General features: G+C 64.1%; 25 protein-coding genes, 1 tRNA gene and 1 other RNA gene. 13 read left to right on the top strand and 14 right to left on the bottom strand.

What is annotated here, in order from left to right; genetic code table 11:
* Positions 1 to 28: 28 nt before the first annotated feature.
* Positions 29 to 123, bottom strand: an RNA gene (gene ffs / locus CH291_RS12270) — signal recognition particle sRNA small type.
* A 95-nt stretch (positions 124 to 218) separates the two neighbouring features.
* Between ffs and CH291_RS12265 the strand changes: the two genes are divergently transcribed.
* Positions 219 to 306, top strand: a tRNA-Ser gene (locus tag CH291_RS12265).
* Positions 307 to 565: 259 nt separating this feature from the next.
* Here CH291_RS12265 and CH291_RS12260 read toward each other — a convergent pair.
* Positions 566 to 1,312 carry a 3-hydroxybutyrate dehydrogenase gene (locus tag CH291_RS12260; protein ID WP_068050445.1) on the bottom strand — a complete coding sequence of 249 codons (747 nt, stop codon included), beginning with the start codon at positions 1,310 to 1,312 and terminating at the stop codon, positions 566 to 568.
* Positions 1,309 to 2,724: an MFS transporter gene (locus tag CH291_RS12255; RefSeq protein ID WP_068050444.1), complete on the bottom strand. Its 1,416-nt coding sequence runs from the start codon at positions 2,722 to 2,724 to the stop codon at positions 1,309 to 1,311. The genes CH291_RS12260 and CH291_RS12255 overlap by 4 nt, the downstream gene beginning before the upstream one ends.
* A 137-nt stretch (positions 2,725 to 2,861) precedes the next feature.
* Between CH291_RS12255 and CH291_RS12250 the strand changes: the two genes are divergently transcribed.
* Entirely contained in the window at positions 2,862 to 3,770 is a 909-nt protein-coding gene (locus tag CH291_RS12250) for a LysR family transcriptional regulator (protein ID WP_094687615.1), read from the top strand.
* A gap of 28 nt (positions 3,771 to 3,798) precedes the next feature.
* Positions 3,799 to 4,521, top strand: a complete 723-nt coding sequence (locus CH291_RS12245; protein WP_094687614.1) for a mycothiol-dependent nitroreductase Rv2466c family protein — start codon at positions 3,799 to 3,801, stop codon at positions 4,519 to 4,521.
* A 14-nt stretch (positions 4,522 to 4,535) separates the two neighbouring features.
* On the opposite strand, the gene CH291_RS12240 is transcribed toward CH291_RS12245, so the two are convergent.
* The 3 genes from CH291_RS12240 to CH291_RS12230 are packed head-to-tail and all read right to left on the bottom strand — an operon-like array spanning position 4,536 to position 6,760.
* The gene (locus CH291_RS12240) at positions 4,536 to 5,153 is read right to left on the bottom strand and encodes a dihydrofolate reductase family protein (protein ID WP_094687613.1); all 618 of its coding nucleotides are present in this window, start codon (positions 5,151 to 5,153) and stop codon (positions 4,536 to 4,538) included.
* Positions 5,154 to 5,186: 33 nt separating this feature from the next.
* A complete protein-coding gene (locus CH291_RS12235) occupies positions 5,187 to 6,053 on the bottom strand; it encodes an alpha/beta fold hydrolase (protein WP_094638747.1) in 867 nt (288 codons plus the stop codon).
* Between the two features lie 59 nt (positions 6,054 to 6,112).
* Complete coding sequence (locus tag CH291_RS12230) at positions 6,113 to 6,760, bottom strand: class I SAM-dependent methyltransferase (protein WP_094687612.1); 648 nt, start codon at positions 6,758 to 6,760, stop codon at positions 6,113 to 6,115.
* Positions 6,761 to 6,796: 36 nt separating this feature from the next.
* On the opposite strand from CH291_RS12230, the gene CH291_RS12225 reads away from it, so the two are divergent.
* Positions 6,797 to 8,260: a dihydrolipoyl dehydrogenase family protein gene (locus CH291_RS12225; protein ID WP_094687611.1), complete on the top strand. Its 1,464-nt coding sequence runs from the start codon at positions 6,797 to 6,799 to the stop codon at positions 8,258 to 8,260.
* Here CH291_RS12225 and CH291_RS12220 read toward each other — a convergent pair.
* Both CH291_RS12220 and CH291_RS12215 read right to left on the bottom strand, forming a co-directional pair.
* Positions 8,232 to 8,843 carry a CDP-alcohol phosphatidyltransferase family protein gene (locus tag CH291_RS12220; protein WP_094687610.1) on the bottom strand — a complete coding sequence of 204 codons (612 nt, stop codon included), beginning with the start codon at positions 8,841 to 8,843 and terminating at the stop codon, positions 8,232 to 8,234. The two genes, CH291_RS12225 and CH291_RS12220, sit on opposite strands and share 29 nt — an antisense overlap.
* Positions 8,840 to 9,508 (bottom strand): TVP38/TMEM64 family protein, encoded by a 669-nt coding sequence (locus tag CH291_RS12215; protein ID WP_256980825.1) that lies wholly within the window; start codon positions 9,506 to 9,508, stop codon positions 8,840 to 8,842. The genes CH291_RS12220 and CH291_RS12215 overlap by 4 nt, the downstream gene beginning before the upstream one ends.
* A 168-nt stretch (positions 9,509 to 9,676) precedes the next feature.
* Between CH291_RS12215 and CH291_RS12210 the strand changes: the two genes are divergently transcribed.
* From CH291_RS12210 to CH291_RS12195, 4 genes are read left to right on the top strand one after another with little or no spacing between them, the layout of a single operon-like run.
* The gene (locus CH291_RS12210; protein WP_256980824.1) at positions 9,677 to 10,888 is read left to right on the top strand and encodes an ABC transporter substrate-binding protein; all 1,212 of its coding nucleotides are present in this window, start codon (positions 9,677 to 9,679) and stop codon (positions 10,886 to 10,888) included.
* Positions 10,885 to 11,724 (top strand): ABC transporter permease, encoded by an 840-nt coding sequence (locus tag CH291_RS12205; RefSeq protein WP_094687608.1) that lies wholly within the window; start codon positions 10,885 to 10,887, stop codon positions 11,722 to 11,724. Before CH291_RS12210 ends, CH291_RS12205 begins: the two co-directional genes overlap by 4 nt.
* The gene (locus CH291_RS12200; RefSeq protein WP_094687607.1) at positions 11,721 to 12,494 is read left to right on the top strand and encodes an ABC transporter permease; all 774 of its coding nucleotides are present in this window, start codon (positions 11,721 to 11,723) and stop codon (positions 12,492 to 12,494) included. Before CH291_RS12205 ends, CH291_RS12200 begins: the two co-directional genes overlap by 4 nt.
* Complete coding sequence (locus CH291_RS12195) at positions 12,491 to 13,522, top strand: ABC transporter ATP-binding protein (RefSeq protein ID WP_094687606.1); 1,032 nt, start codon at positions 12,491 to 12,493, stop codon at positions 13,520 to 13,522. Before CH291_RS12200 ends, CH291_RS12195 begins: the two co-directional genes overlap by 4 nt.
* Positions 13,523 to 13,566: 44 nt before the next feature.
* Here CH291_RS12195 and CH291_RS12190 read toward each other — a convergent pair whose 3' ends face one another.
* Genes CH291_RS12190 through CH291_RS12165 form a run of 6 tightly spaced genes read right to left on the bottom strand, consistent with a single transcriptional unit; the run spans position 13,567 to position 20,217 of the window.
* A complete protein-coding gene (locus CH291_RS12190; RefSeq protein ID WP_094687605.1) occupies positions 13,567 to 14,679 on the bottom strand; it encodes an NADH:flavin oxidoreductase/NADH oxidase in 1,113 nt (370 codons plus the stop codon).
* Positions 14,676 to 15,659: an amidohydrolase family protein gene (locus tag CH291_RS12185; RefSeq protein ID WP_094687604.1), complete on the bottom strand. Its 984-nt coding sequence runs from the start codon at positions 15,657 to 15,659 to the stop codon at positions 14,676 to 14,678. The genes CH291_RS12190 and CH291_RS12185 overlap by 4 nt, the downstream gene beginning before the upstream one ends.
* Entirely contained in the window at positions 15,656 to 16,093 is a 438-nt protein-coding gene (locus CH291_RS12180; RefSeq protein WP_094687603.1) for a hypothetical protein, read from the bottom strand. Before CH291_RS12180 ends, CH291_RS12185 begins: the two co-directional genes overlap by 4 nt.
* A gap of 22 nt (positions 16,094 to 16,115) precedes the next feature.
* Positions 16,116 to 17,306: an FAD binding domain-containing protein gene (locus CH291_RS12175; protein ID WP_094687602.1), complete on the bottom strand. Its 1,191-nt coding sequence runs from the start codon at positions 17,304 to 17,306 to the stop codon at positions 16,116 to 16,118.
* Positions 17,303 to 18,700, bottom strand: a complete 1,398-nt coding sequence (locus CH291_RS12170; protein WP_218829027.1) for an MFS transporter — start codon at positions 18,698 to 18,700, stop codon at positions 17,303 to 17,305. Before CH291_RS12170 ends, CH291_RS12175 begins: the two co-directional genes overlap by 4 nt.
* 38 nt (positions 18,701 to 18,738) lie before the next feature.
* The gene (locus CH291_RS12165; protein ID WP_094687738.1) at positions 18,739 to 20,217 is read right to left on the bottom strand and encodes an aldehyde dehydrogenase; all 1,479 of its coding nucleotides are present in this window, start codon (positions 20,215 to 20,217) and stop codon (positions 18,739 to 18,741) included.
* 222 nt (positions 20,218 to 20,439) lie between these two features.
* Here CH291_RS12165 and CH291_RS12160 point away from each other — a divergent pair, with 222 nt between their 5' ends.
* From CH291_RS12160 to CH291_RS12140, 5 genes are all read left to right on the top strand, one after another.
* A complete protein-coding gene (locus tag CH291_RS12160) occupies positions 20,440 to 22,185 on the top strand; it encodes a helix-turn-helix domain-containing protein (protein ID WP_179276522.1) in 1,746 nt (581 codons plus the stop codon).
* 43 nt (positions 22,186 to 22,228) lie between these two features.
* Positions 22,229 to 23,131 carry a LysR family transcriptional regulator gene (locus CH291_RS12155; RefSeq protein ID WP_094687737.1) on the top strand — a complete coding sequence of 301 codons (903 nt, stop codon included), beginning with the start codon at positions 22,229 to 22,231 and terminating at the stop codon, positions 23,129 to 23,131.
* Between the two features lie 197 nt (positions 23,132 to 23,328).
* Entirely contained in the window at positions 23,329 to 24,399 is a 1,071-nt protein-coding gene (locus CH291_RS12150) for an ABC transporter substrate-binding protein (protein WP_179276521.1), read from the top strand.
* The gene (locus CH291_RS12145) at positions 24,396 to 25,241 is read left to right on the top strand and encodes an ABC transporter permease (protein ID WP_256980823.1); all 846 of its coding nucleotides are present in this window, start codon (positions 24,396 to 24,398) and stop codon (positions 25,239 to 25,241) included. Before CH291_RS12150 ends, CH291_RS12145 begins: the two co-directional genes overlap by 4 nt.
* Positions 25,238 to 26,059: an ABC transporter permease gene (locus CH291_RS12140; protein WP_094687599.1), complete on the top strand. Its 822-nt coding sequence runs from the start codon at positions 25,238 to 25,240 to the stop codon at positions 26,057 to 26,059. The genes CH291_RS12145 and CH291_RS12140 overlap by 4 nt, the downstream gene beginning before the upstream one ends.
* Positions 26,060 to 26,065 lie beyond the last annotated feature (6 nt).

The following is a 26,065-nucleotide window of genomic DNA, read 5'->3' as shown; positions in this document are numbered from 1 at the left end:
TCCCCGGACAGTGTCGATGTCACTGAAATAAAGGGGACCCCGCGCACCCGGCAGAGCCCATTGACCCTTGCTGCCTTCCGGCCCTGGGGGAGTTCACAGGATGCGCGCCGCGCGGGATCCGTTAGGAAGTGTAGCCGCCTCTCGTCCGACAACACATCACCACCCTTCGCGCCTCCCGATTTGGGAGATGGTGGGGGTAACCGGGTAAGCTCCCCCACGGAGGATTCGCCTAGTGGCCTATGGCGCTCGCCTGGAACGCGGGTTGGGTTAACGCCCTCAGGGGTTCAAATCCCCTATCCTCCGCCAGAGAAGCCCCCGTGACATGTCACGGGGGCTTTTTGCTGTTCGAGGCGAGGTGGTTCACCTGCCCGCTCTGTCGTCCGGTGAGGTTCGTGCCCATCCAACTCCGGATCAATGGGCGTTCGAGTCCGTCTGAGTGCAAGAAAGCCACATTCATCCGGTGGCGGGCGACGACCCGATCCGAATGAATGCGACTTTGTTGCTATCTGAGCGACTGGAACCCACATTGATCCCAGAGTGGGGGCGCGAAGCGTGCGGGGCCGAACTATCGAGCCGACCAACCACCGTCCATGGTGTATGACGCTCCAGTGACCATGCCGGCGTTTTCGGAGGTCAACCAGCCCACCAGTGAGGCGACTTCGGCCGGTTCGACGAGTCGCTTGATGGCCGCCTCGGTCAGCAGGACTTTCTCGAGTACCTCGTTCTCGGGGATGCCGTGCGCCTTGGCCTGGTCTGCGATCTGTGTTTCCACCAGCGGCGTTCGGACGTATCCCGGGTTGACGCAGTTGCTCGTCACACCGTGGGCGGCACCTTCGAGGGCCGTCACTTTCGACAGTCCTTCGAGTGCATGTTTGGCGGTGACGTAGGCGACCTTGAATTCCGAGGCACGCAGTCCGTGCACCGAGGACAGGTTCACCACCCGACCGAAGCCGCGAGAGTACATGTGCGGCAACGCAGCTCGAACCAACAGGAACGGTGCCTCCACCATCAGCGTCTGGATTCTGCGGAATGCGCCCGGGTCGAAGTCGACGATCGGTGCGACGGTTTGGATACCCGCATTGTTGACGAGGATGTCGACGTCCAGCCGGAGGTCGTCCAACGCGGTGGTGTCGAGCAGATCCACCGACCAGACGTCTCCGCCGATCTCCGACGCCAATTCCTTTGCAGCGACGTCGTTCACATCGGCGACGGTGACGCGGGCACCGCGCCCGGCGAGCTCGCGTGCACACGCGGCCCCGATGCCGGACGCTCCCCCGGTGACGAGGGCGGAGCGTCCGTTCAGGTCGTTCATCGCTGTGCAGTCTTGTCGAGCAGGCCGGCCTTCGCCAGCTCGGCCTCGGTGGCCAGGTTCTTGGCGTCGGCGATGTCGATACTTTCGAGCGCCAGTCCCTTGGTCTCCCGAGCGACGACGACGGCCACGACGGTGATGGCGCAGGCCACGGCCAGGTACACCGCGATCGGGACGGACGAGCCGTAGACGTCGAGCAGCTTGACCGCGATGATCGGGGCCAGCGAACCGGCGACGATCGAGGTGACCTGGTAGCCGAGGGACACACCGGAGTACCGCATCCGCGTCGGGAACATTTCGGCCATGATGGCCGGCTGCGTGGCGTACATGAAGGCGTGGAACATCAGGCCGATGATGATGGCCAGCATGATGACGACGTTGTGGCCGCTGTTCATCATCGGGAAGGCGAAGAAGCCCCACGTTGCCGCGGTGACGGCTCCGGCGAAGTAGACCGGGCGACGTCCGACGCGGTCGGCGAGCTTGCCCACCAACGGAATCGTGCAGAAGTGGATCGCGTGGGCGATGAGCATCCACCACAGGATCGTGGAGGTGTCGGTACCCACCTCGACCGACAGGTAAGTGATGGAGAAGGTGACGACGAGGTAGTACATGACGTTCTCACCGAAGCGCAGCCCCATCGCGGTGAAGACGCCACGCGGGTAACGCTTGACGACCTCGAAGACGCCGTATGACGCGGCCTTGATGACCTCGGCCTGCTTGTGTGCCTCGAGGAAGATCGGGGCATCGGAGACCTTGGTGCGGATGTAGTAGCCGACGAAGACGATGACGGCGGAGAGCCAGAACGCGACGCGCCAGCCCCAGCTGAGGAAGGCTTCGTCGGACAGGGTGGTCGTCAGGACGAGCAGCGCGACGGTGGCGAGCAGGTTACCTGCGGGCACGCCGGCCTGCGGCCAGCTGGCCCAGAATCCGCGGGACTTGTTCGGGCTGTGTTCTGCAACAAGGAGAACCGCGCCGCCCCATTCGCCGCCGACGGCGAAGCCCTGGATGAATCGCAGGGTCACCAGCAGTCCCGGTGCCCAGTAGCCGATGGCTTCGAAGGTCGGTAGGCAGCCCATGAGGAACGTGGCCCCGCCGACGAGGACGAGGCTGAACTGCAGCAACTTCTTTCGACCGTACTTGTCGCCGTAGTGACCGAAGACGATGCCGCCCAAGGGACGTGCGACGAAGCCGACGGCGTAGGTGACGAAGGCCGCGAGGATCGCGTCGAGCTCACTGGTTCCGGCAGCGAAGAAGATCTTGCTGAACACCAGCGTTGCGGCGGTGCCGTAGAGGAAGAACTCGTACCACTCGACGATGGTGCCTGCCATCGACGCCCCGACGACCTTCTTCAGGCCTGTAGGCGTGGCATCTGGATCCGGTTCTGGTCGTTCTGTCAGCGGCTGATCGACGCTCATGTTTTCTCCTGTGTTACTCAGCACGTCACGTTCATGCATGTGATGGACCACACAACTGCGGGTTGCTCTGAGTATTGGTGCAGATGTTTGTAGGCGCAAGAGCCATGAACGCAGGTCGGATCTGCAAAACTGCACACATGACGCTCGGTGGCGCGAAGATCCCCAGTGCAGACGACCTGCTGGTGCTGCTCGCTGTCAGTCGTACCGGTCGCTACAGCTCCGCCGCCGACGACCTGGGCATCAACCACACGACCATTTCCCGACGCATCGCCGCACTCGAGGACACGCTCGGCGGCCGGGTCCTCACCCGTGGTGCCGGTGGCTGGGAGCTGACGCAGCTGGGCCGCGGGGCGCTGGCCGCTGCGGAGGCCGTCGAGGATGCGCTGCGCACCCTCGTCTCGAGCGATGTCGGCGCGTTGGAAGGCGTCGTGCGCATTTCGGCGACCGACGGATTCAGCGCCTACATCGCGGCTCCGGCCGCGGCGCGGGTGCAGCGCGCTCATCCGCGCGTGTCCGTGGAAATCGTGGCGGTCACCAGGCGCGCGTCGCAGCAACGATCGGGCCTGGACATCGAGATCGTCGTCGGGCAACCGCAAGTGCATCGCGCCGAGGCCATCCGGCTCGGGGACTATCTACTCGGCCTCTATGCCTCCGAGGACTATCTGCACGAGCACGGAACGCCCCAGGTGCCGGCCGATCTCTCCGCACACCCGTTCATCTATTTCATCGACTCGATGCTGCACGTCGACGATCTCGATCTGGCCCCCAACTTCACCCCGACGATGCGCGAATCGGTCACCTCCACCAACGTCTTCGTGCACGTCGAGGCCACCCGCGCATCCGCGGGCATCGGGCTGTTGCCGTGCTTCATGGCCGACCGCCACCCCGACCTACGACGAGTCCTGCCCGACGCCATCGCGGTGAAACTGACCTACTGGCTCGTCACCCGTACCGAAACACTGCGGCGGCCGGAGGTCTCGGCGGTGGTCGACGCCATCCGGGCCGTCGTCACCGAACAACGTTCGGCACTGTTGGGTGAACACTGAATACCTACGCCCCATAAGGAGACCCCTGATGTCCGATATCGAGTTCTATTTCGATCCGGTGTGCCCGTTTGCCTGGATGACCAGCAAATGGGTTCGCAAGGTCCAGGCCCAGCGCGACTACACCGTCGACTGGCGGTTCATCTCGCTGCGGCTGCTCAACTCGCACATCGACTACGACGCCCACTTCCCGCCCGAGTACGAGGCCGGGCACACCGCGGGTCTACGACTGCTGCGGGCTACTGCCGATATTCGTCGTGAGCACGGATCGGCAGCGATCGGGCCACTGTACGAGGCCCTCGGCACCCGCATCTTCGACACCGAGGTGGTGCCCGACGACGCTACGAGCCACAGCCATCGCGGCACCGCAGAATTCCTGGGGCCGATCCTCGAACAGCTCGGACTGCCCACCCATCACACTGCAGCACTGGATGATTCGTCGCTCGACGAGGAGATCCGAGCGGAAACCGATCACGCCCTCTCGCTCACCGGCAAGGACGTCGGAACCCCGATCATCGCCTTCGAGCCGCCGGACGGCGTCGCATTCTTCGGGCCGGTGATCAGCCGACTGCCCAGCGACGAGGAGGCAGTACCGCTGTGGGACAACGTGATCGGACTCGCTCGCTTCCCCGGCTTCGCCGAGATGAAGCGCAGTCTGCGTGAGCTTCCGCAACTCAAGGCCCTCGGCGTGCAGGAAGACGAAGCGGGCGTGCAACAGGACTGGCACGGAGGTAGCCGACGCCAGAAGAAGTGAACTTCTCGGCCAGATCAGCCGCCCTGCAGGTCGTCCATGTTGCCGACTTCCGGGGTTCCGGCATCTAGGCCGTAACGCAGGTACACGGTGCCTTCGCCGTCGACGGCCGGTGGCTCGAGCAACGTCAGGTTGCTGGGCACGGTGCCGTCGGCGAACACTCTCTTTCCCACTCCGAGCAGGATGGGATGCACCCACAGATCGAGGCGGTCGAAAAGCTTCTCGCGCAACAGGGTCTGCACCAGATCGAGGCTTCCGACCACTTTGATGTGGTCGTGTCGATCTCGGATTTCACGCACCGCATCGACCAGGTTCGGTCCGAGTTGAGTCGAACCGTCCCACCGCAGATCGGGTGTGCCGCGCGAGGCCACGTATTTCGGTATGGCGTTGAACAGCGTTGCGAACGAGCCTTTATGGTTCGGCCAGTAGGCGGCGAAGATGTCGTAGGTGCGTCGGCCGAGCAGGAGCGCATCCGTGCCCTCGTATGCGGCGTCGACTTGCGCTCCGGAGACCTCGTCGAGCAGAGGAGCCTGCCAACCACCGAAGGGGAAGTTCTCGGGATCTTCCTCGGGGCTTCCTGGTGATTGTGCGACGAGGTCGAGGGTGGCGAACAACTCCAATGTGATGAGGCCCATGATTGCTCCTGGTTCTGTAGGACGGAATCTTCTTCAGCTCAATACTCTTCGCAGACTCTCGGCAAATTCGGTCGGTTTTCCGGTCTGACCAAATTCGCCGCCGAGGAATCCCGAGTGGCCGCCGGGAAAGACGATCGGCTCCGATCCGAGGAGCGCTGCAGTCGAATACGCTGCGCGAGCCGCGATGTGACCGTCCTCTGGGCCGCCGGATTCTTCACCTACTCCGATCACCACTGTGGTGGGAGCAGCACGCAATGCATCGACATCCGGCGCGAAATCGACGCCTCCCCCGCGCATGTTGGACATCAGGGCATCGTCGCGGGTTCCGTCGTCCTCGGTCGGTAGGCCGAACTGCGCCGGGTCCGGTGCCGGGCGAGCGAAGAACGCGTCGTCGATAGGGCCTGCATGCATCAACAGCGACATGAATTCGGCCATGGCCGAGCCGAGGCCGTGAGCGTCGTACGTGGCCACCATGTGTGCGCACACTGTCGCGATGTTCTCGCGGTCCGGCAGAGTGCCTCCGGCGGGCGGTTCGTGGGCAACCAACGTCCGAACGTCGGACGGGTATCTGCTCACGAGCACCAGCGCATTGACCGCGCCCCCGCTGGAGGCGAAGACATCGACAGGACCGTGGCCGACGGCGGTGAGCACTGCATGCAGGTCGTCGGCATGTTCGCCGACGGTGACCGCCGCGGTCGCGTCGTCTCGTCGACTACGTCCGACATTTCTCGGGTCGTATGTGACGACCACCCGGTCGCGGAAGTGCGATGCCAACGTACCGAACCCGCTCGCATCCATCGGTGAGCCGATGAGCAACAACGGGGTGACCCCTGGCTCGAGCTCGCCGATCACGTCGTAGGTCAGGGTCGCACCGGGAACGGAAACCGTCTGTGTCGTCATGATCGGTTGGACCTCGGCGCGAGCAAAAACTCACCGGTCGTCACGCAGGCGAGCGTCGGTTACGAACTCGGCGCTGCTGGGCGTGATGCAACAGTCCCGACGCGGACCTGGATGTGGCCGCCGCGAACGGAGCGAGTCGACAGATCGCGCAGCCGTGGCGTCATCGCCGTCCACGGATGGGCTTCGATGTCCGCGCCTCCGAGTCGGCAGGCAAGTTTCGCCAGCGGGGTCCAGGCCGCCGCCCGTCCGACGGGCCGCTGCATGTCGACGACGGCCACGACGCCGCCCTCGCGAGTGTGCGAGATCATCGAGTCGAGGGCCGCCTGCCACGGCGTCATCAGCGAGAGTGCATACGTACTCAGCGCAGCATCGAACTCGGCCTCGCCCAGATCCGCGCTGGTGAGGGCGGTGGCGTCGGCAGCGACCAGCGTGATGTTGTCCCAGCCGGCCCGGTCGGCTCGCCGCCTGGCCTGTTCGAGCATCTGTGAGCTGGCGTCGACTCCGGTGATCGAGCCGGTCGGGCCGATCATCCGCTGCAGCCCGGCGAAGTTCAGTCCCGTCCCGCAGCCGAGGTCCAGAACATGGCTTCCCGCAGGCAGATTCAGCAGCTCGAACGCCGCCTCCCGACCGGCTCGATACACCGGCCATTCGAAGGAGATCACGTCGTACAGGCGGGCCGACATCGTGTATTTCGTCGGTCGTCTCATGTCGGGTCTCTCCAGGGCGCGGGCATAGTGGGAAGTATGGGAATCCGTCGTTCGTCTTCGAGTGTGCCCGAGAACCGCGCCGACGTGGTCGTGGTGGGCGGTGGCACCGCCGGCATCGTGGCGGCGAAGACCGCAGCGGGCTTCGGCATTCACGCCGTATTGATCGAACGGGAACGCACCGGCGGCGACTGCCTGTGGACCGGATGCGTTCCGTCCAAAGCGCTCCTCGCGGCGGCCTCGGCGGCACAGACGGTTCGATCCGCGTCCCGCTTCGGCATCGTCACCCAGCCACCGATCGTGGACTTCGCACGCGTGATGCAGCACGTGCACGGCTCGATCGCCGAGATCGCGCCGATCGATTCACCGGAGGCACTCACCGAGGCAGGAGTACAGGTGATCAGCGGGGACGCTGTTTTCACAGGTCCGAACACGGTGAAAGTCGGTATGCGGATACTGCATTTCGGTCAGGCGATCGTGACCACCGGCGCGCATCCCACGGTGCCGGCGATCGACGGCATCGACAACGTGGACTATCTGACCAGCGACACCCTGTGGGATCTCGAGGACTTGCCGGAGCGACTGCTGATCGTCGGTGCCGGTTCGGTAGGTTGCGAAATGGCGCAGGCATTCTCGCGTCTCGGATCGGACGTCACCCTCGTCGGACGGTCGGACACGATCCTGCCGCGCGAGCATCCTGAGGCCTCGTCGATCCTGATGCAGTCGTTGACCGACGAGGGTGTGCGCGTGCTGACCTCGACGTCCGTCGTGCGCATCGCCGACGGCTCGGCCGTGACCGATACGGGTGTCGAGATTCAATTCGATCGAGTGCTCATCGCCACCGGACGGACTCCGCGAACCGCGTCGCTCGGCTTGGACACGGCCGGTGTGGAATTGGACGACAACGGATTCGTTCAGGTCGACGAGCATCTGCGGACCACCAATCCCCGCATCTGGGCGGCCGGAGATCTCACCGGTCATCCGCAGTTCACGCACACTGCCGGTGTGCACGGCAGTCTGGCTGCGAGCAATGCGGCACTCGGTCTGAACCGAAAAGTGAGTACGACGGGAACTCCGCGGGTGACGTTCACCGATCCCGAGATCGCCTCGGCCGGAATCGATGTGCGGACCGCTTGCAGTCGCGGACTACGGCTGCAGACTTTGGACCACCATCACGTCGACAGAGCCGTCACCGAGAAAGCGACGAACGGATCGACGACGCTGGTGCTCGATGCCAAGCGTCGCATCGTCGGGGCCTGTGTGGTGGGACCGAGAGCGGGCGAGACGATCGGGGAGCTGATCATCGCCATCGAGCAGGGGCTGCGTACCCGCGACCTCGCTGGGGCCACCCATCCGTATCCGACGTACAACGACGGTCCGTGGAACGCGGCGATAGCGGACGTGAAGGCGCAGTTGGGTTCTCCGGTTATTTCCCGCGCAACGGCCGCACTGGCGAAAGTGCGCGGCACGTGGATCAGGAGAGCGCGCGATACCCGGCGATGATCCGCTGACCGGAGCTCACCGCGACCACCGCCGCCCAGACCACCGCGATCTGCCACGAGATACCAGGCAGCAGAAGCCAGAGACTGTGCACCGCAATGGTTTCGGCACCCTCGGCCAAGCCGCCGAGGAACGACAGTGATCGGCCGTCGTCGATGGTACGGCCGGTGCGCTCGGCGATCGAGGAGAACGCCAAGAACGCGGTGCCGTTGATGTAGTACGCCAACAGCACCAGCAGGAACGGCCACCAGGGGGCGTCGTATCCGGCCGAGGCACCCACCGCGACGCCCACCACCGTCGTGCCGTAGACCACGAAATCGGCGGTGATGTCGAAGAATCCGCCTGCCCCGGCTGTTGTCGCCCGCCTGCGCGCCAGGGGCCCGTCCAGGCCGTCGGCGATGCGGGAGACGATCCACAACACCAACGCGAGGATCCAGAACTGCAGCCCGGCCGCCAATGCACTCCCGAGACCGAGCACCAGTCCGGCGGCGGTGATGCGGTCGGGTGTGATCGCGGGGCGGTCGAGGGCGCGGGCACAGCGATCGAGCGGGCTTTCGAGGTGGCGACGCAGAAAGCTGTCGATCATTCGGCAGCGCCGGTGAGACCCAGGCGGCGTGCCAACAGCGCCGAACCCGCCGCGATCGCCAGCACCGCGAGCAATGCGATGGCGAACGGCCACGAGAATGGAGACGTTCCGTAGGCCCCGAGCGCGGTGTAGGCGACGGTCGCCGGCACGATGCCGACCATCGTCCCCACCACGTAATCACGCTGACCCACCGCGCTGACTCCGGCCGCGTAGTTGACCAAGGAGAACGGCAGCGGCACCAGACGCACGAGCAGCACCGACAGCAATCCGCGCCGTCCGAGCATGGCGTCGAGCCGGCGGAGCCTGTCCCATTCGGTGCGGGCCACCTGGCCGCGTCCCAGGGCCCGAGCGCCCCAGTACCCGAGATACGCCCCCATCGTGGCGGCGAACACCACGACGGTTGCGCCCACCGCCAACCCGAACAGCAGTCCCGACGCGATGGTCAACGTGCTGGCGGGGAACGGAGTGGCCGACAGGACGGCATAGAGCACCACGAACAGCGCGATGCCCCACGGCCCGGCCGATGCCACTCGGTCACGGATGAACGACGGATCGGGTAGGTCGACGGTGCCGAGCACGATCACCAGAGCGATGACGACCACGGCAGCCGCGAGCAATTTCAGGGTGGTGCCGCGGCGACTACGCGTCAAGCGGTCCTGCGTCACGGTGTGTGCCTCTCGTCCGGCGGTCAGGATCCATTGTGCACAAGACTCGTGTGCCCGCGTGTTCAGCGGTTGTCTCATTCGACCGATTACGGTGGTGAGGGCAGCGTCGACGACGGCTGCTTCGGTTGATCTGGAGGGCCAACGGTGATTCGTTCAGTACGGTGCGCAGTGACGATTGCGGCGAGCGCAGGGCTGCTGCTGACCTCCTGCGCTGCGCCGGATTCGGAAGCACCGATTGCCGAGGCGCAGTCGTGGAGCGAGATCGAACAGCAGGCGCAGGGGCAGACCGTCTCGCTCTGGATGTACGGCGGCGACGAGCAGGGCAATGCCTACGTCGACGACGTGCTCACCCCCGCGGCCGCTGCCGAAGGTGTCACGCTGCGCCGCGTACCGGTGGAATCGACGACCGACGCCGTCAACCGCATCCTGTCCGAGCGGCAGGCCGGGGTCACCGACGGCGAAGTGGACCTGGTGTGGGTCAACGGCGCGAACTTCGGCACCGGTAAGCAGGCAGGCGCGTGGCTGTGCGGTTGGACGCAGAATTTGCCGAACATGGAACTGACCGATCCTGAGGATCCGCTGTTGCTAGACGACTTCGGTACCCCAGTAGAGAACTGCGAATCACCTTGGCACAAAGCTCAATTCACCCTCGTCTACAACGCGGCAGCCATCCCTGATCCGCCGACGACATTCGACGGCGTGCTCGACTGGGCTCGCGCGAACCCGGGCCGCTTCACCTACCCCGCTCCCCCGGACTTCACCGGCTCGGTGTTCGTGCGTGAAGCCTTGATCAATGCCTCCGGCGGCGTCGACGAGGTTCCCGCTCAGTTCGATCAGGACTCCTACGACCGCCTTGCCCCGGCGTTGTTCGATCAGTTGAACGAGCTCGCCCCGTCACTGTGGCGCGAGGGAACGACGTATCCGCAGTCCTCCTCCGAGCTCGACGCCCTCTACGCCGGTGGCCAGGTCGACATGACGATGACGTACGGCCCCGCGACCCTCCCGAAACTCGTCGCCGACGGCACCTTCCCACCGGAGACCCGCGTCCTGACGCTCGACGAGGGAACCGTCGGGAATGCGAGTTTCCTTGCCATTCCGTCGACGTCGGGGAAGTCGGCCGCTGCGCAGGTGGTTGCCAATCTCGCGTTGTCGCCCGAGCAACAACTCGAGAAGGCGACGCCGGACGTGTGGGGGCAGTTCTCTGTGCTCGATATCGACCAATTGCCCGATGACGCCCGCGCCCGGTTCGAGGCGTTGCCGAGTTCGACGGTTCTGCCGTCCTACGAAGAGCTCTCGGCCAATGCGCATCCCGAACTCTCGGCGGACTGGGTCTCGCCGCTCGACGAGGGTTGGCGTCGAAGCGTGCTCGCCGGTCAGTGAGCACGTCCACGAAAAGCTTTCGCGGCACGGCAGCGGTACTGCCTGCCGTCGTGCTGGTCGTTCTCGTCGTCGGCGGCGGTCTCGGAACCGTGGTGCTGCAGAGCCTGGGTCTGATGCCGTTGGTCGGAACCCCCGAACTATCGGTCGACGCGTACTCCGCGCTGGGCGGTGACCTGTGGCGCTCGGTCGCGCTGACGCTGTCGATCGCCGTCGTCTCGACGGCTCTGGCCACGGTGATCGGGCTCGCGGCTGCGCTGACGGCGTTGTCGGGTGGACGCGCCGCGTTGGTCGCTGCCGGGTTGACGGTCACGGTGCCGCACCTGATCGGGGCGGCCGCGATGGCCCTGCTGCTGGCGGATTCGGGAATGCTTCCCCGCATCCTCGGCATGACCGACGGCGGCTGGCCGGAGTTGGTCGGCGGGCGGTGGTGGATTGCTGTCGTCGCCGAATACGCCTGGAAGGAGTCGGCTTTCGTGGCCGTCGTCGTGGCCGGGACTCTCGCCACCCGGGTTGCTGCATTCGACGAGACAGCGGCGACCTTGGGCGCAGGTCGATGGGCTCGACTCCGGTTGGTCACGCTGCCATTGGCTCGGCCCGCGCTGATCGCGTCGGCAGCCATCGCCTTCGCATATACCGTCGGATCCTATGAGGTGGCCCGCATTCTGGGTCGACCGTATCCGGAGCCGTTGTCGGTGATGGCAATTCGCCTGTTCACCTCGATAGATCTTCAGACGCGTCCGCAGGCAGCAGCTGCCGCGACGATTGCCACCGCTCTGACGGTGGTCGTGGCCGCGGTGGCACTGCACTATCTGCGCAGATCGGCGGTGTGGAAATGAACAGGGTTGCTCCCGCTGTCGGCAGGTCCGTTCTGGTCCTGTGGTTTCTGCTGCCGCTGATTCCGGTTGTTTTGTGGGCCATCAGCAATCGATGGTCGTTTCCCGGTTCGGTTCCGCAGGACTGGGGATTCGACGGCGTTCGCAGTGCTCTCGACGCCGGGGGCGTCGATGCGTTCGTGCGCTCGACCCTGCTGGCTCTCGCCGTCGCCGCCATCGCAACACCATTGGGCGCGTTGGCCGCTCGCGCCCTCGTGAACGGCACCGTGCGTTTCCCCGCTTTCGTGGCCGGCGTTCTCTTCGCACCACTGGCCCTGCCCCCGTTCGCCGTGGCGTTGGGACTCGATGTTCTGGTGCTGCGCTCCCGCATTCCGAGCACGGTGGCTGTGATCGCGCTGCTGACCGTTGCGGCCATTCCGTACACGACGTATCTGATGCGAGTGGCGTTCGGCGCGTACGACATCGGCTACGAGGAGGAGGCGCGCACGCTCGGTGCGTCGAGTGCCATGGTGCTGCGGCGGATTCGCATTCCGCTGCTAGCTCCGGCGTTGGCGGGTGCGGCGTTGCTCGCGTTCCTCGTGGCGTGGAGCGACTACGTGATCACCCTGTTGATCGGCGGGGGCAGACTGGTCACCGTGCCCATTCTCGTCGCCTCGTTCGCTGCGGGGACCGGTAACGATTCGGTGGTGGCTGCGCTGTCGGTCGCCGCCGTCGTGCCACCGTTGTTGCTGGTGCTCATGCTGGCCCGGTTGCGTCGTAGGAGTGCCCGATGAGCGTCGAACTGTCCGTTCACGGACTCACCAAAGTGCATGCCGGTCAATCGGTTGCGGCTCTGGATTCGTTGGATCTCACCGTGCCGCCGGGGTCGTGTACTGCGATTCTCGGGCCCTCGGGCTCGGGCAAGAGCACTGCGCTAAGGCTCATTGCGGGTCTGGATTCGCCCACTGCCGGCACGGTGCACATCGACGGCCGTGAGGTGAACGGTGTTGCGGCCGAGAACCGCGGCGTCGGGATGGTGTTCCAGCGTCCGATGTTGTTCCCGCACATGTCGGTACTGGACAACATCGGCTTCGCTTACCGTGCTGCCGGGGAGAGCCGCAAGCGGTCGCGCGAGCGGGCCCGGGAGTACCTCGACCTGGTGCATCTCGGTGACATTGGAGATCGCGCGGTGTCCGAGGTGTCAGGTGGGCAGGCGCAGCGGGTGGCGTTGGCGCGCTCGCTGGCGGGCTCTCCGCGAGTGTTGTTGTTGGACGAGCCCTTCAGTGCGCTGGACCCGGTGTTGCGCACCGAGATGCACGACCTCGTCCGGGAATTGCGTTCGTCTTTGGATCAGACTCTGCTGCTCGTCACCCACGATCAGCAGGAAGCGGCCGTGCTGGCCGATTCCGTGGCGGTACTCATCGACGGTCGATTGGAGCATCACTCCGATATCGCCACGGCCTACACGCGCCCGAGCACGCTTGCAGTGTCGCGCCTGATGGGTGGGATCAACGAAATCGAGGGTCAGTGGGACGGGGCTGGGATGCATCGCTCCGAGCTCGGGGAGTTGGAGGTCGAGGGGGTTTCCCTTGCGGCTGGGCCGTCCGTGTTGCTGCTGCGGCATGAGCTGATAACGTTGAATGACAACGGGATTCGTGGAGTTGTTTCGGGTCTGCGGCCTACCGGATTTCGCAGCATCGCTGACGTGACTGTGGGCTCGACAGTTGTGAAAGTGGAGTTGGCGGCGGGATCTGCGGTGCGAATTGGGGATGCAGTGGGGTTGAAGATTCCAGGTGGGGCGAGGTTCGTTGTTGCGGGCTGAGTGCCGAGGAATTGTTGCCGAACAATGAGATCGAACGAGCCGCACTATCGACCGGCCACCACCGGTCTGTGCGAGAACGCACGGGCGTAGTTGGGTGGGTAACGGAGCGGCTCACCGAGATGACGTGCGGCTCGGTGTGCCCAATACGGATCGCGTAGCAGCTCACGCGCGAGGAACACCGCATCCGCCTCACCGGATTGCACGATCGCTTCCGCTTGCGCGGGGTCGGTGATCAATCCGACAGAGGCCGTGGGCAGAGATGTCCGCCGCCGTATCTCGGCCGCAAAACGAGTTTGATAACCCGGGCCGACCGGGATGTGCGCGTCCGGCACGATACCGCCGGTGGATACGTCGATGAGGTCGACGCCGCGGGCGGCCAGTACAGCTGCGAGCTGAACGGTGTCCTCCGACGTCCAGCCGGGTCGGGGGTCGTCTGTGTCCCCGCTGAGCCAGTCGGTTGCCGAGACGCGGAAGAACAGCGGACGGTCCTCTGGCCACTGCGTCCGGACTGCGTCTACGACCTCTGTCGCGAACCGCATCCGATTCGCGCGCGAGCCCCCGTACTCGTCCGTGCGTTGGTTGCTGACCGGGGACAGAAACTGGTGGATCAGGTATCCGTGTGCCCCGTGCAGTTCGAGAACGTCGAATCCCGCGTCCCTCGCATGCATCGCACTGGTCGCGAAAGCATCGATCACCTGGGTTATTCGGGCGGTCGTCAGCTCGGCGGGCGCGGGCATGCCGCCGAACGCGACAGAGCTCGGCGCGACCGTCTGCCATTGCTGCTCGATGTGCGAGCCACTGGACCACGGGCGTCCGGTCGATCCCTTACGTCCGGCGTGGACCAGTTGGATACCCGCCGCCGTTCCTTGGCTGTGCAGAAAGTCGATGACACGACGATGCGAATCGGCCTGTACGCCGTTCCACAACCCGAGATCGTATTCGCTGCTCCGACCGTCCTCGGTGACCGAGGTCGCCTCGACCATCGCAAGTCCCACTCCCCCGACGGCACGTGCTGCAAAGTGCTGAAAATGCCAATCTGTAGCGGCGCCCGTTGCCGGCCCGGTCGGTTCGGCAGCGAACTGCATCATCGGTGACATCCAGACGCGGTTCTCGATCGTCAACCCGCGCAGAGTAATCGGCTCGAACAGGGCGCTCACGAGTGAACCGCCGACGAAAGATCGACTCCCAGGAAGCCACGTCCATTTTCTGCAATTACCGCGCGGTCGAGATCAGATCGGTCGATGAACCCGGCGACATCGAACTCGGCCATATCGAACGGATAGTCGGTGCCGCAGACGATCCGACCTGCACCCGCGTGTGCGCGCAGCAGATCCAGGGCCGCGTCATCGTGGGTCACTGTGTCGAAATACGGCGTTCTGAACAGTTCTCGCGGACTGGCGGTACTGCCTGCTCGTACGTCGGGGCGTGCCTCCCATGCGTGTTGCCAGCGGCCCAGGAGGTCCGGAGCGCAGCCGCCTCCGTGTACGAAGCACAGGCGTAGGTCCGATATTTCCTCCAGTACGCCGCCGAGGATGCTCGATGCGACGGCTGTCGCGGTCTCCACCGGGTTTCCGATGAGGTTCGCCAGGTAGTGTTTCGCCCATTCCGGCCGCGGGAGCTGCATCGGGTGCACCAGTACCGCCATCCGGTTCGCCGCTGCCGACCGCAGTACCGACCTGAGTACACCGGTGTCGAGAGACGTTCCGCGTAGTACGGGCGGGATAGCGATGCCCACGAGGATGTTTTCGGATGCGAGAGCTCGGATTTGGCGCTCGGCTGCGCCGGCGTCGTCGAGTCGAATGGATCCGAGCCCGGCAATGCGCCCGGCCGAATCCGAAACGACCTCGGCGAGAGCACTGTTGTAGGCGTCGGTGTAGTCGCCCGCGGGTGCCTCGGCATCGACTGCGAAGGCGAAGGGCGGCGAGGACAACGCCCGAACAGCAATTCCCGATGCGTCCATGTCCGCCACGATCGCGTCGACGTCGCTCATCGCCTCCGTCCGAATGGACAACGGGGTTTCACCGAGGAACAGTTCACCGTCACGGTCGTGCATGGCACCGAACGGCGAGTTCGGTGGGAGGCCGAACAGGTCGGTGGGCAACCAGTGAGCGTGAACATCGACCAGACCGGCGGTCATGACGATGCCGCCAGCGGCGCGTTCTCGGAATCGAGGTGCTCGACTGTGGTGAAGATCAGTTCTCCGTCGCCCACATTTTCGATGTCGTGAAGAAGGTATTCGCCTGCAGCGAAGTGGAAATGGCGAGTTTCGCCGGCCGAGTAGGTCACGTCCCGCGTGGTGCCGTCGAAGGTGTGTTGGCGACTGGTTCCGGCGTTCACAGCAGTCCAGAAGTAGTCCAGCACGTGCCGATGGGCATGCCACCGCTCACCGGGTGCCAGGCGGATTTCCCACACACGTACTCGATCGTTTTCGCTGAGCAGTCGCGATCCCACTTCACCGTCGTATGCGTGGGTGTCGAATTCTGCGCGAAGGTCGTCGGTCCACCCCTCGAAGTTTTCGCCGATCAGGGTTCCAGCCAGTGGGAGGTCGCTCAGAAAGTTGTTGGTAGTCACAGTGTTTCCTTTCGGGTGGTTGTTATCGGCCGGGTCCGTACAGGCCGAATCGCAGGTTCTTGTCCCCTGGTGTCCAGGTGTTGGTGAACTGCGACCGCTCACCCATCGCTTTGACTCGTGTCAGGAGGTTGCTGCTCAATTCGAGCTGGCCCGGTTCCCATTTCTCCAGCGCTTCGGCGACGTTGCCTGCAGCCGCGGTCAAGGCGTCACTCAGCGCCCAGGCGTCGGCAGCTGCCTTTGCCGTTCCCGCGGCCGCGTGTGGCCTCGCGCCACACGCGGCGTCTCCGATCAGTGCGACGCGGCCGCTGGCCATCTTCGATGCCCTCGAGTCCCATACGACCTGAATGAACGGCGCTTCGGTCGATGTGACGACCTCGGCTGCAGCGGGTGCGAGCATTTGTCTTGCGGCATCGCGCATCTCGTCGACGTAACGGTCCTGTACCTGGTGGGGGTGTACGGATACCTTGCCGAGAAAGCCTCTTTTGTCGGTCAGCATCTCGTCGAGGTCAGGGCCCTCGGCGACGTTGCGGTACCAGACGTAGTTCATCAACCTGTCCCCGATGGCAGTGCCGCGTCCGCTCGGAATCGGATACATCGTGATCTGCGAATTCGGGACGATGTTGTAGGTGATCGAATTGTGGAGCAGCTCTGCGGTTTCGGGTGACAGCGCGGCCTCGTCGACGGTGCCGCGCCAGCCGATGTAACCCGAATAGCTCAGTTCGACGGTCGGATCGATGCGGGCCCGATTGGCTGAGGTGACACCGTCTGCGATGACGACGAGGTCGGCCGTCTCGCGTCTACCGCTCACGAATCGAACGGTGACGGATTCGTCGTCTTGGTCGAACCCGCAGGCGAATTCGCCGAGATGGTAGTGCTCGCGTCCGAAGTCGGCAAGGAGAGCGCGGTAGAAGGTGCCCCACGATGTGTGCGACCACGACCGAGCATCACGATCGAGCATCTGGTTGCCTTCTCCGATGTACTGCACCCAGTCGGTGGTGGTGCTGACATCTTCCGGCCGTTGTGTGCTCCGTTCACGGAACCACCGCAGGGTGTCGGGCTGGAGTACGATTCCGCCGCCGCGTCCGTCCAGGTCGGACGGCGTCCTTTCGTAGACATCGACCTCGAAGCCGAGGTCCTTCAGTAGTAGTGCGGCCGTCAGGCCGCCGATCGATCCTCCGACGACGATTGCTCGCGATCCGACGTAGGCGCTCATGCCGGCGTTCCTTTCGATGATGTGGTGGCCGGCGTGGTGGAGTCGGCGTGGTCGTGGGGAAGTGGGTCGGTGGGCAGAGCTGCATCACGTGTCTCGGGGGCGAAGTAGAGCCCGACGAGGGCGATGACACCGGTGGAGGCGAGGACAGCGGTCGCGATGCCCAGGTCGCCACCGAACCACGATGTCGCGATGACGCCTGCGACGAGTGGGCCTGCTGCGGTGATGTAGCGGCCGATACTGTTGGCGAGGGCGATACCACTGGCTCGCATGCTCGGTGAGAACATTTCGGGCCCGTAGACGAAGTTGCCGGACAGTGCACCGAAGAGTCCGAATCCGACGATGGGGATGACGATCAGATAGGTCGTGTACGAGTGCTCGAACGGGAAGAGGTAAGCGATGCTCAGACCCGAGACCACAAAGCTGACGAGGAATGCCTTGCGGCGTCCAATGGCGTCGGCGAGAAATCCCCATGTGGCGTAACCGAGGATGCCGCCTGCGTTGAACAGCATCGAGGAGATCGCAACGCGGTGATTGGCGATCTCGGTCGACAACGACTCGGCAGAGGACATGTTGCGGATGATCTGCGGGTACCAGGTCGATACGCTCCAGAAAGCCAGCAGCGATCCTGTAGCCAAGGCGGTGCAGATCAGCGTTGCGCGAAGGTTCGGCGGCGACAGCAGTCGCCGTAACACGAACTGGTCCTCTGGGCGCTGAATTGCGTTCTTCTTGCGCGCTTTTCGGGTCGCAATGACGTTCTTGATCTCCTCGGGTTCCGGCACGTAGCGCCGCAGGAACCACACGAGGAAAGCCGGAACGACAGCGAGAACGAGCATGAAGCGCCAGCCTTGACTGCTGAGCATGCTGTAAGCCAGGGCTGCAATGAAGAACCCGCCTGCGTAGCCCGACATCATCACCCCGCACGCTCGCGCACGGTACTTGTTCTTCCATACCTCGGCGACCAGGGCGGCACCCACGGGTGCTTCGACGCCGGATCCGAGACCGGCGATGAAACGCAGAATCCCCAGCTGCCACCAGGTTTCGGCGAAGGCGGCCAGGGCAGTGAACAGGGCGTAGGTGAGTATGCCGATCGAGAGCACGCGAACTCGGCCGAAGTAGTCGGCGAGAACTCCGAACAGGATGCCTCCGGTGGCCCATCCCGCGAGAAACAGAGCTACGGTCATGCCGCCGTACAGACCGATTTGTGCGGAGTCCACGGTGATGCCGGAGTTCGGGAGCAAATCGGTCATGGCGGGGCCGAGGACAAGTGCGTAGAGGCTCCCGGCGAAGCCGTCCAATGCCCAACCCATGGTCGTTCCGAACAGGACCAGCCATTGCACTCTGGTTATTTCTTGGCGCCAGCCAGGTCCGGCCGGCCTGTCGAGATTCGATGTCATGTCGGTGTCCAATCGTGAGGTGACGGTTGCGTTCGTCGTCAGTTCAGGCGGCCGGGGGTGTCGGATCCGTACCAGTCGACGGCGTCGTCGGCTATGCGCACCACGATGGTCTTGACCCAGGTGAAATCGTCGAAAGACTCTGTGCCCGCATCTTTTCCAGTGCCGGATTCCTTGACTCCGCCCCAGGGCAGTGACGGTTCGAGACGGTGGTGGTCGTTGACCCAGACCATGCCGGACTCGATTGCGTCGGCAACGCGGTGTGCGCGAGCAACGTCGCGGGTCCACACCCCTGCTCCGAGTCCGAAACGGTTGTCATTGGCCATCTCGATCGCCTCGTCTTCGGTGTCGAAGGGTACGACGACTGCAACCGGGCCGAATATCTCTTCCTGTGCAACCCGCATGGAGTTGGTGGCGTCGGCGAGGACGGTCGGACGAACGTAGAACCCGTCGTTCAAGTTTCCCGGAAGTTCCGGAATCCCTCCGCCGGCCACCACTCGTGCGCCTTCGCCGCGGCCGATCTCGATGTAGTCGAGCACCTTCTGGCGTTGGCGGTCGCTGATCATCGGACCCATCTGAGTGGAGACCTCGGCCGGGTCACCGAGGCGGATGCTGTCGGCTCGCGCGACGAGGGCGGAGACGAACTGCTCGTACCGGCCGCGCTGAACCAGGAAGCGAGCTCCCGCCACGCACGATTGGCCTGAGGCGACGAACGCTGCGAAGGCTGCGCCTTCGGCGGCGGCGACAGGGTCGAAGTCGTCGAAGACGATGACGGGGGTCTTTCCGCCGAGTTCGGCGGTGATCCGGGCGAATCGTGCCGCGGTTGCTCCTGCGGCGGAGCGGCCGGCCTCGGTTCCGCCGGTGAGGGTTATCTTGGCGATGTCTTCGTGTTCGGTCAGACGCACGCCGGCCTCTTTGCCGCCGGTGACCACGTTGACGACGCCCTGGGGAATGCCGGCGTCGGTGACGATGCGTGCGATGGCCAGAGTCGTCAACGGTGTGAGCTCGGACGGCTTGATGACGACGGTGTTTCCTGTTGCCAACGCGGCAGATAGGCTTCTGGCAAGAATCAGGGCCGGGTGGTTGAACGGAGTGATGATGCCGCACACCCCCAGTGGCGCGCGTCTCTGGTAGGTCAAGTACGGGCCGTCGCTCGGGAGCACTGCCTCACGTTGCGCAGCGAGGAGACCGGCGTTGTATCGAAACCATTCCGGTACTCGAGACAATTGCGCGCGTGTCTCGCTGATCGGCCGGCCGTTGTTCTGGGTTTCGAGCGTATAGAGAGTGTCGCTGGCCTCTTCGAGTGCATCGGCCGCCCGCAACAGCACCTTGGCGCGGTCCGTGCGGCTCATCCGGCGCCACGGTCCGGACTCGAAGGCGGCGCGGGCGACGCCGACGGCCTTGTCGACGTCGACGGCGTTACCGTCGGGAACGGTGGCTATCGGCGATCCCGTGGCGGGGTTGACGATCGTCAGCTCTCGGCCACTGTCGGCCTGCACGTCTTTTCCATCGATGTACATCGAATATGCGGTCATGGGATCTCGTTTCGTCTGCTCTGTCGATGATCGACTCCTATTCTGCGATCCGGGTCACAGCACAGCCATGTCTGTGTCAACATAAAATGAACACCAGCATGTGCCGCTCTACATACCGGATCGGATCCCCTGATGCCCCACACCGCGGCCACGACCCACCCACCCACGAGTCGGGTCCTCCCAGAGGTGCATCGATGGCTCGACAGCGTGCGGACCATCAGTAAGACCGTGGCAACCGGCCGTCCCCTTCCCGAGGTGCTGGACTTGATCGCGCGAACTGCAGCGTCGCTGATGGGGTACGAGTTCTGCGGGGTTCTTCTCCCCGACCACGCACGGCGAACGTTGACGATCGAAGGATCCAGTGGACTGTCGGCGGACTACATCGCGCAGGTCAATGCCGACCGACCCGTGCGCCTCGACCAGCCGCCAACCGTCGAAGCGCCGTCGAGCACTGCATTTCGTACCGGAATCCCGACGGCGATTGCCGACATCGACGCCGAGCCTCAGTTCGCGCCGTGGGGCGGAGTCGCGAAGGAGCAGGGCTACCGCTCGATGATCTCGGTGCCGCTGATGGAGTCACCTGATATTTCGATCGGAACGCTCAACTGCTACCGCAGATCCACCCACAACTTCGCCGAACAAGAGATCGCACTGCTCACAGTCCTTGCCGACCACGCAGCAATCGCACTGACCACCTCGCGGCTGCGATCGGAAGAGGCGACGCGAATGAGCGAGCTCGTGATTCTCAACGAAGAGCTTCACCAGCAACGCGATCTTCTGCAGAAGTCCGAGGACATTCACCGCAAGCTCACTGAGATCGCGCTGCGCGGCGGCGGCGTTGCGGGCATAGCGACGGCCCTGTCGATCCTCATCTCGCGGGCAATCCTCATAGAAGACACTCATGGGGGAGTTCTAGGGCAGTCGAGCCGAACCGCCGTTTTTCCAGACGACAGGACGAGCGCACCGGCCGGCACAGACGCGAGCAGCAGTGAATTTCGTTGTCACCCGGTACTTCTCGCAGGGTCCGAGGTGGCACGAATGTGGATTGCGCCAGGACTTTCGGCACTGTCGTCGATCGAAGAACGCGCCGTCGAACACGCAGCGCTGGTGACCTCGCTCGAAGTCCTGCGTAGCCGCACCGCAGACGAAGTGCAGTGGCGACTGCACGGTGACCTGGTGAGCGACCTGCTCGGCGGCGAACCGGGTGCCGTGAATACCGTCATCGAACGCGCCGGCCGCCTCGGGCACGACCTGACCCTGCCCCATTCCCTGGTCGTCCTGGCACTGAGTGGAGTTCAGCCCGGACATGTCGATGCTTCGTTGCAGCAGGCCATCAGGCGAATCCACCTGTGGGCGGAGAACGCCGCCCCGCGGCCGCTGTCTGCCATCCACCACGACCGCATCGTCGTGCTGGTACCGCACGTGGGGCAGTCTCCAACCGCTCTGTACGACGCCGCCGAGAAGATTCGCGGTCTTTCCGCTTCCCGCAGCCCGCACGCTGTAGCCACAGCGATCACAGTCGGCCCGTGCACAGACCTCAACGGATACATCCGCCTCCACCGCTCCGCCGTCGGCGCTCTGGGCATGCTGGCACTCACAGGTCGAATCGATACCACCGTCTCGCTCGACGAACTCGGTTTGGTCGGACTGCTGTTGCAGCTCGACGACACTTCGCAACTGCTTTCTTTTGCAGATCGGATCCTCGGGCCTGTTCGATCCCACGACACAGCACGGGGCACCGACCTTCTGAAGACACTGCGGACCTACTTTGCGTGTGGACTCGCCAACCGCGACACCGCACGCTCGCTGCATGTCCACGTCAATACGGTCGGACAGCGACTTCGACGGATTCAGATGCTGACCGGGATGGACCTGGCCCGGCCGGACCATGCGATGGAGATCGCGGTGGCATTGACCGTCGGTGATGTCGGCGAGGCATCGCGGCCCGCGTGATCACCACTACCGAGATCTGTCGGTAGATGCGATCGTTGTCACCATGGACGAGCGACACCTCGAATTCTTCGTTGCGGTGACGGAGGAGCTCAACTTCACCCGCGCCGCGGCGGCACTGTCGGTCGTCCAGTCGACCGTCTCCGCGACCATTCGCGCCTTGGAGAAGGACCTGAACACCCAATTGGTCGACCGAGTCGGCAAGCAGATCCAGTTGACCGAGGCCGGGCGTGCGTTCCTTCCTGAAGCAAAAGCAGCTCTGGCAGTTCTCGACCGAGCCCGGTCCGTCGTCGCAGACACCGACAAGGGACTGCGAGGCACCATGCGAGTGGGCACTCTCAGCGGCATGACCGCTCTCGACACACCCGCACTCGCACGGGAGTTTTCGCAGCTGTATCCGAACGTAAAGTTCTATCTCGAAACCTCACCCAGCGGATCATCCGGTCTTCTGAACAAAGTACGAGACGCCACCCTCGACGTCGCCTTCGTCAGCATCGTCCGACCGTCCGATGCGGCGGGCATCGAGTCTCGGCCGCTGCGCACGCTGCCGCTACGTGCGCTACTTCCTCCCGACCATCCGATGCGTGACCGCACATCACTTCGCCTGGCCCACATAGCATCCGACCCGTTCGTGGACATGCCCCTCGGCTTCGGTCTTCGAACCCTCGTCGACGACGAGTTCCGTCGAGTCGGACAGGTCCGTAGCATCGCGGTGCAAGCTGCAGACCTGACGACCATCCCCGATTTCGTCGCAGCGGGACTGGGTACGGCGATCGTGCCGGACCTGACTCGATCTGCTGAACTGCGCTTGCCCTCGGTCGCGCTCAGTGGCTCCGATCTACTCTGGACGCTCTCTGCCGCATGGCGGGCCGGCACCCCTCCGTCCCGCGCCGTTGAGGCAGTCCTCGCACTCGCCCATCAATTCCTGTCCGAGAACTGGGTCTACTGAGACGTTCCACCGCAGTGGGATTCAGCACCGGTACGCACTCGATTGTCGACACGCCTCGACGAACCAACGATGTTTCGGCGCACATACACCGCACTCCAATTGTGTAGCAGCGGCACATTGTTACGAAATCTCCCATGCCCCATGGTTATCGGAAGCGGTGACACCAGTCACAGCAGTCAACCAGCAAGGAGGTGCCCGTGCGCACACGCACCAGGGCAACAGGACATGCCGTCACGGCTGTCGCACTCGCCACGGTCGCGGCCACAATCCTCGCCACTGGCTGCTCGGCGGGCCTGGGCGGGCCACCATCGTCGCGATCCGCCGTGGACGGCGAAATCCGGTTCACCTTCGCACCGGATCCTATCTGGGACTTCATGAACGAAACCGGCGTCGTCGACGAATGGCAGGACGAGACCGGCTTCACCATCGACACGAGCGCCACGTGGGATGAGTTCGGCCTGTTCGCAGGTGGACACGCCGACATCATCTCGACCGCATCGTTCGAGGTGCCGTACCTCGAGGAGCAGACTCAACGCGAGACGCTCATCATCGGCCGCTACAACGCCGAACGCAGCCGCGTCCTGGTCCGCAACGGCGATCCTGCTCAATCGATGAAAGACCTGCAGGGCAAACGTATCGGTGTATTCACCACGGTTTCCGGCACGCTGGTCTGGAGCGCCCTGATCAAGCAGATGCACGACTTGAACCTGGTAGATGCCGCCGACGGCGACAGCGACTTCGAGATTGTCGTGGCGGACATCCAGAACTTGTCGAATCTATTGGCGCGCGGCGAGATCGACGCGTGCATTTGCTATCCCGATCTGTCGGCTCGCGAACTGCGGGATGGTTCGGTTCGACCGCTCTACGAAGGTAAGTCCTCGGCCGATCTGTTCGCGGAACTCGATGCACCCGGACACGACGGACCGATGGGAAACGTCTTCGTCGCCCGCGCTGATTGGGTGAAGGACAATCCCGAGGAAGTGTCGGCCTTTCTCGACCTCTGGGACCGCGGCTTGTCCGAATGGCGGACCCACCGGGACGAGATCATCGAGCGTTACCCCCAGCACTTCGCGGTCTCGACATCGGAGGACATTGACTTCATGAAACAGTATGTGCAAGAACATGACTGGGTGGTCGATGAAGTTCGATTCGACAAGCAGTGGGCACAGGACGAGAGTTCCATCTTCGACCTGATGCGCACCACCGACATCATCGGCGACGACATCGCCGAGCCGAAGTTCCTGCCGAGCAAAGGAGTACAGCAGTGACCCAGACCATCGCGCCACCGGATCGTGAGCCGCCACCGGGCGCGCCGGCTTCGGAATCCAGATGGGGTCGCCGGCCGCGTAGTCGAGTCAGTGGTCCCCGTCGGTGGATGGTCTCCGGTGTCACGTTGATCGTCGCCGTAGGTGCCTGGTCGGCGATTGCCGCGTGGGTGAACGACCCGATCCTTCCCAGACCCGGCGCTGTTGCCGTGCAAATAGTCGAGATCGTCGTCTCCGGCGAAGCATTCAGCAACTTCACCTCCAGCATCGTCAAGATCGCCACCGGGTTCCTGATTGCGATGGTGGGCGGACTGCTCGTCGGATTCGCCATGGGGCGTAGCAAATTCATGGCGTCCTACTTCTCGTTACCTCTCTTCGTGCTGGGGAACATGCCCGGTCTGACGTACGCAGTGTTCGGTCTGTTGATCTTCGGTGTCGGTGCCCGCGGCCCCGTCGTCGTGTCCGCTCTGGTTGCGTTGCCGTTCATTGCAATGAACGTCGCAGAGGGAGTGCGATCGGTCGACGGCAACCTGCTCGCGATGTGTCGGGCATTCGGACGCAACCGACGAGACGTGCTGCGCCACCTCTACCTGCCGGCACTGGCAACCTTCGTATTCGCCGGCGTGCGATACGGATTCGCGATGGCCTGGAAAGTAGAGGCGCTGACCGAGGTGTTCGGTGCCAGTGACGGCGTCGGATTCATGATCCGCAAGGCCTACCAAGAGTTCCATATCGCGGACATGCTTGCTTGGACAGCACTTTTCGTGTTTGCCATGATCGCCATAGAACGTGGACTCGCGTACTCGGAAAACCGATTCTTCGCATGGCGGAAGGACCTCGCATGAGTACCACCACCGCGTCGACGATTCCATCGTGGCAACGTCACCTTCGAGCCCAAGGGTCCTCCGCCGTCGCCACGATCGCCGCGGTGCTCAGCATCCTCGCCGTGTGGCAGGTCGCTGTCGTCGTCGGAAACCGCGTCCCTTCCCCGACTCAAAGCATCGACCGACTGGTCTCGGAGGCCGCGATCGGCGAGCTGTGGCACAACCTGGCGATCAGCATGAATCGCTTTCTTCTCGGACTTGTGCTGGCCTTGGTGGTGGGCACCGCGATTGGCGTTCTCATGGGCCAGTCGAAGCTGGCAGACCTGGCCCTGTCCGATCTCAACGCGGCCGCCCTCGCCATCCCCGCGGTGATCTGGGCGCTGCTGACCACGATGTGGTTCGGCTTCGGCTGGTTGACCTCGGTGGTCACTGTGTTTCTGTCCGGGGTGCCGTTCGTGGTCGTCAACATCGCCAAGGCAACGCGGGCCGTGCCGGCGGATCTGGTGCTGATGTCCCGCGCCTTCGGTGTCCCTCGGGCCAAGGTGCTTCGGCACATCGTTGCACCTGCGGTCGCAGGTTCGACAGTGGCAGCCGTCCGGTTCGCCATCATGAGCGCATGGAACGGGCTACTCCTCGCCGAGTGGTTCGGCGCGACCTCGGGTGTCGGGTGGCGGTCCCGGTACTGGTACGACGCCAACCAACTCGATGGATTCTTCGCCTGGGTCCTGGTGTTCATCCTGCTGCTGGTCTTCGCCGACCTTCTGATCCTCGGTCCGATCGAACGATATGTCTCCCGATGGCGCACAGCCCAACAACCCCTACGAACACGAAAGAAGTGAAATTTC

Origin of the sequence: Rhodococcus sp. 14-1411-2a (genome assembly GCF_002259485.1) — a bacterium.
Lineage (GTDB): Bacteria > Actinomycetota > Actinomycetes > Mycobacteriales > Mycobacteriaceae > Rhodococcoides.
Note: the sequence above shows the minus strand (reverse complement) of the source record. Positions and strands in the feature narration are given on the sequence as shown.

What these genes read in the sequence shown, in the direction of transcription:
- CH291_RS12260 (WP_068050445.1), bottom strand. Translation starts at nt 1,312, where the DNA reads ATGAACGACCTGAACGGACGCTCCGCCCTCGTCACCGGGGGAGCGTCC.
- CH291_RS12255 (WP_068050444.1), bottom strand. Translation starts at nt 2,724, where the DNA reads ATGAGCGTCGATCAGCCGCTGACAGAACGACCAGAACCGGATCCAGAT.
- CH291_RS12250 (WP_094687615.1), top strand. Translation starts at nt 2,862, where the DNA reads ATGACGCTCGGTGGCGCGAAGATCCCCAGTGCAGACGACCTGCTGGTG.
- CH291_RS12245 (WP_094687614.1), top strand. Translation starts at nt 3,799, where the DNA reads ATGTCCGATATCGAGTTCTATTTCGATCCGGTGTGCCCGTTTGCCTGG.
- CH291_RS12240 (WP_094687613.1), bottom strand. Translation starts at nt 5,153, where the DNA reads ATGGGCCTCATCACATTGGAGTTGTTCGCCACCCTCGACCTCGTCGCA.
- CH291_RS12235 (WP_094638747.1), bottom strand. Translation starts at nt 6,053, where the DNA reads ATGACGACACAGACGGTTTCCGTTCCCGGTGCGACCCTGACCTACGAC.
- CH291_RS12230 (WP_094687612.1), bottom strand. Translation starts at nt 6,760, where the DNA reads ATGAGACGACCGACGAAATACACGATGTCGGCCCGCCTGTACGACGTG.
- CH291_RS12225 (WP_094687611.1), top strand. Translation starts at nt 6,797, where the DNA reads ATGGGAATCCGTCGTTCGTCTTCGAGTGTGCCCGAGAACCGCGCCGAC.
- CH291_RS12220 (WP_094687610.1), bottom strand. Translation starts at nt 8,843, where the DNA reads ATGATCGACAGCTTTCTGCGTCGCCACCTCGAAAGCCCGCTCGATCGC.
- CH291_RS12200 (WP_094687607.1), top strand. Translation starts at nt 11,721, where the DNA reads ATGAACAGGGTTGCTCCCGCTGTCGGCAGGTCCGTTCTGGTCCTGTGG.
- CH291_RS12195 (WP_094687606.1), top strand. Translation starts at nt 12,491, where the DNA reads ATGAGCGTCGAACTGTCCGTTCACGGACTCACCAAAGTGCATGCCGGT.
- CH291_RS12185 (WP_094687604.1), bottom strand. Translation starts at nt 15,659, where the DNA reads ATGACCGCCGGTCTGGTCGATGTTCACGCTCACTGGTTGCCCACCGAC.
- CH291_RS12175 (WP_094687602.1), bottom strand. Translation starts at nt 17,306, where the DNA reads ATGAGCGCCTACGTCGGATCGCGAGCAATCGTCGTCGGAGGATCGATC.
- CH291_RS12170 (WP_218829027.1), bottom strand. Translation starts at nt 18,700, where the DNA reads ATGACATCGAATCTCGACAGGCCGGCCGGACCTGGCTGGCGCCAAGAA.
- CH291_RS12165 (WP_094687738.1), bottom strand. Translation starts at nt 20,217, where the DNA reads ATGTACATCGATGGAAAAGACGTGCAGGCCGACAGTGGCCGAGAGCTG.
- CH291_RS12155 (WP_094687737.1), top strand. Translation starts at nt 22,229, where the DNA reads ATGGACGAGCGACACCTCGAATTCTTCGTTGCGGTGACGGAGGAGCTC.
- CH291_RS12140 (WP_094687599.1), top strand. Translation starts at nt 25,238, where the DNA reads ATGAGTACCACCACCGCGTCGACGATTCCATCGTGGCAACGTCACCTT.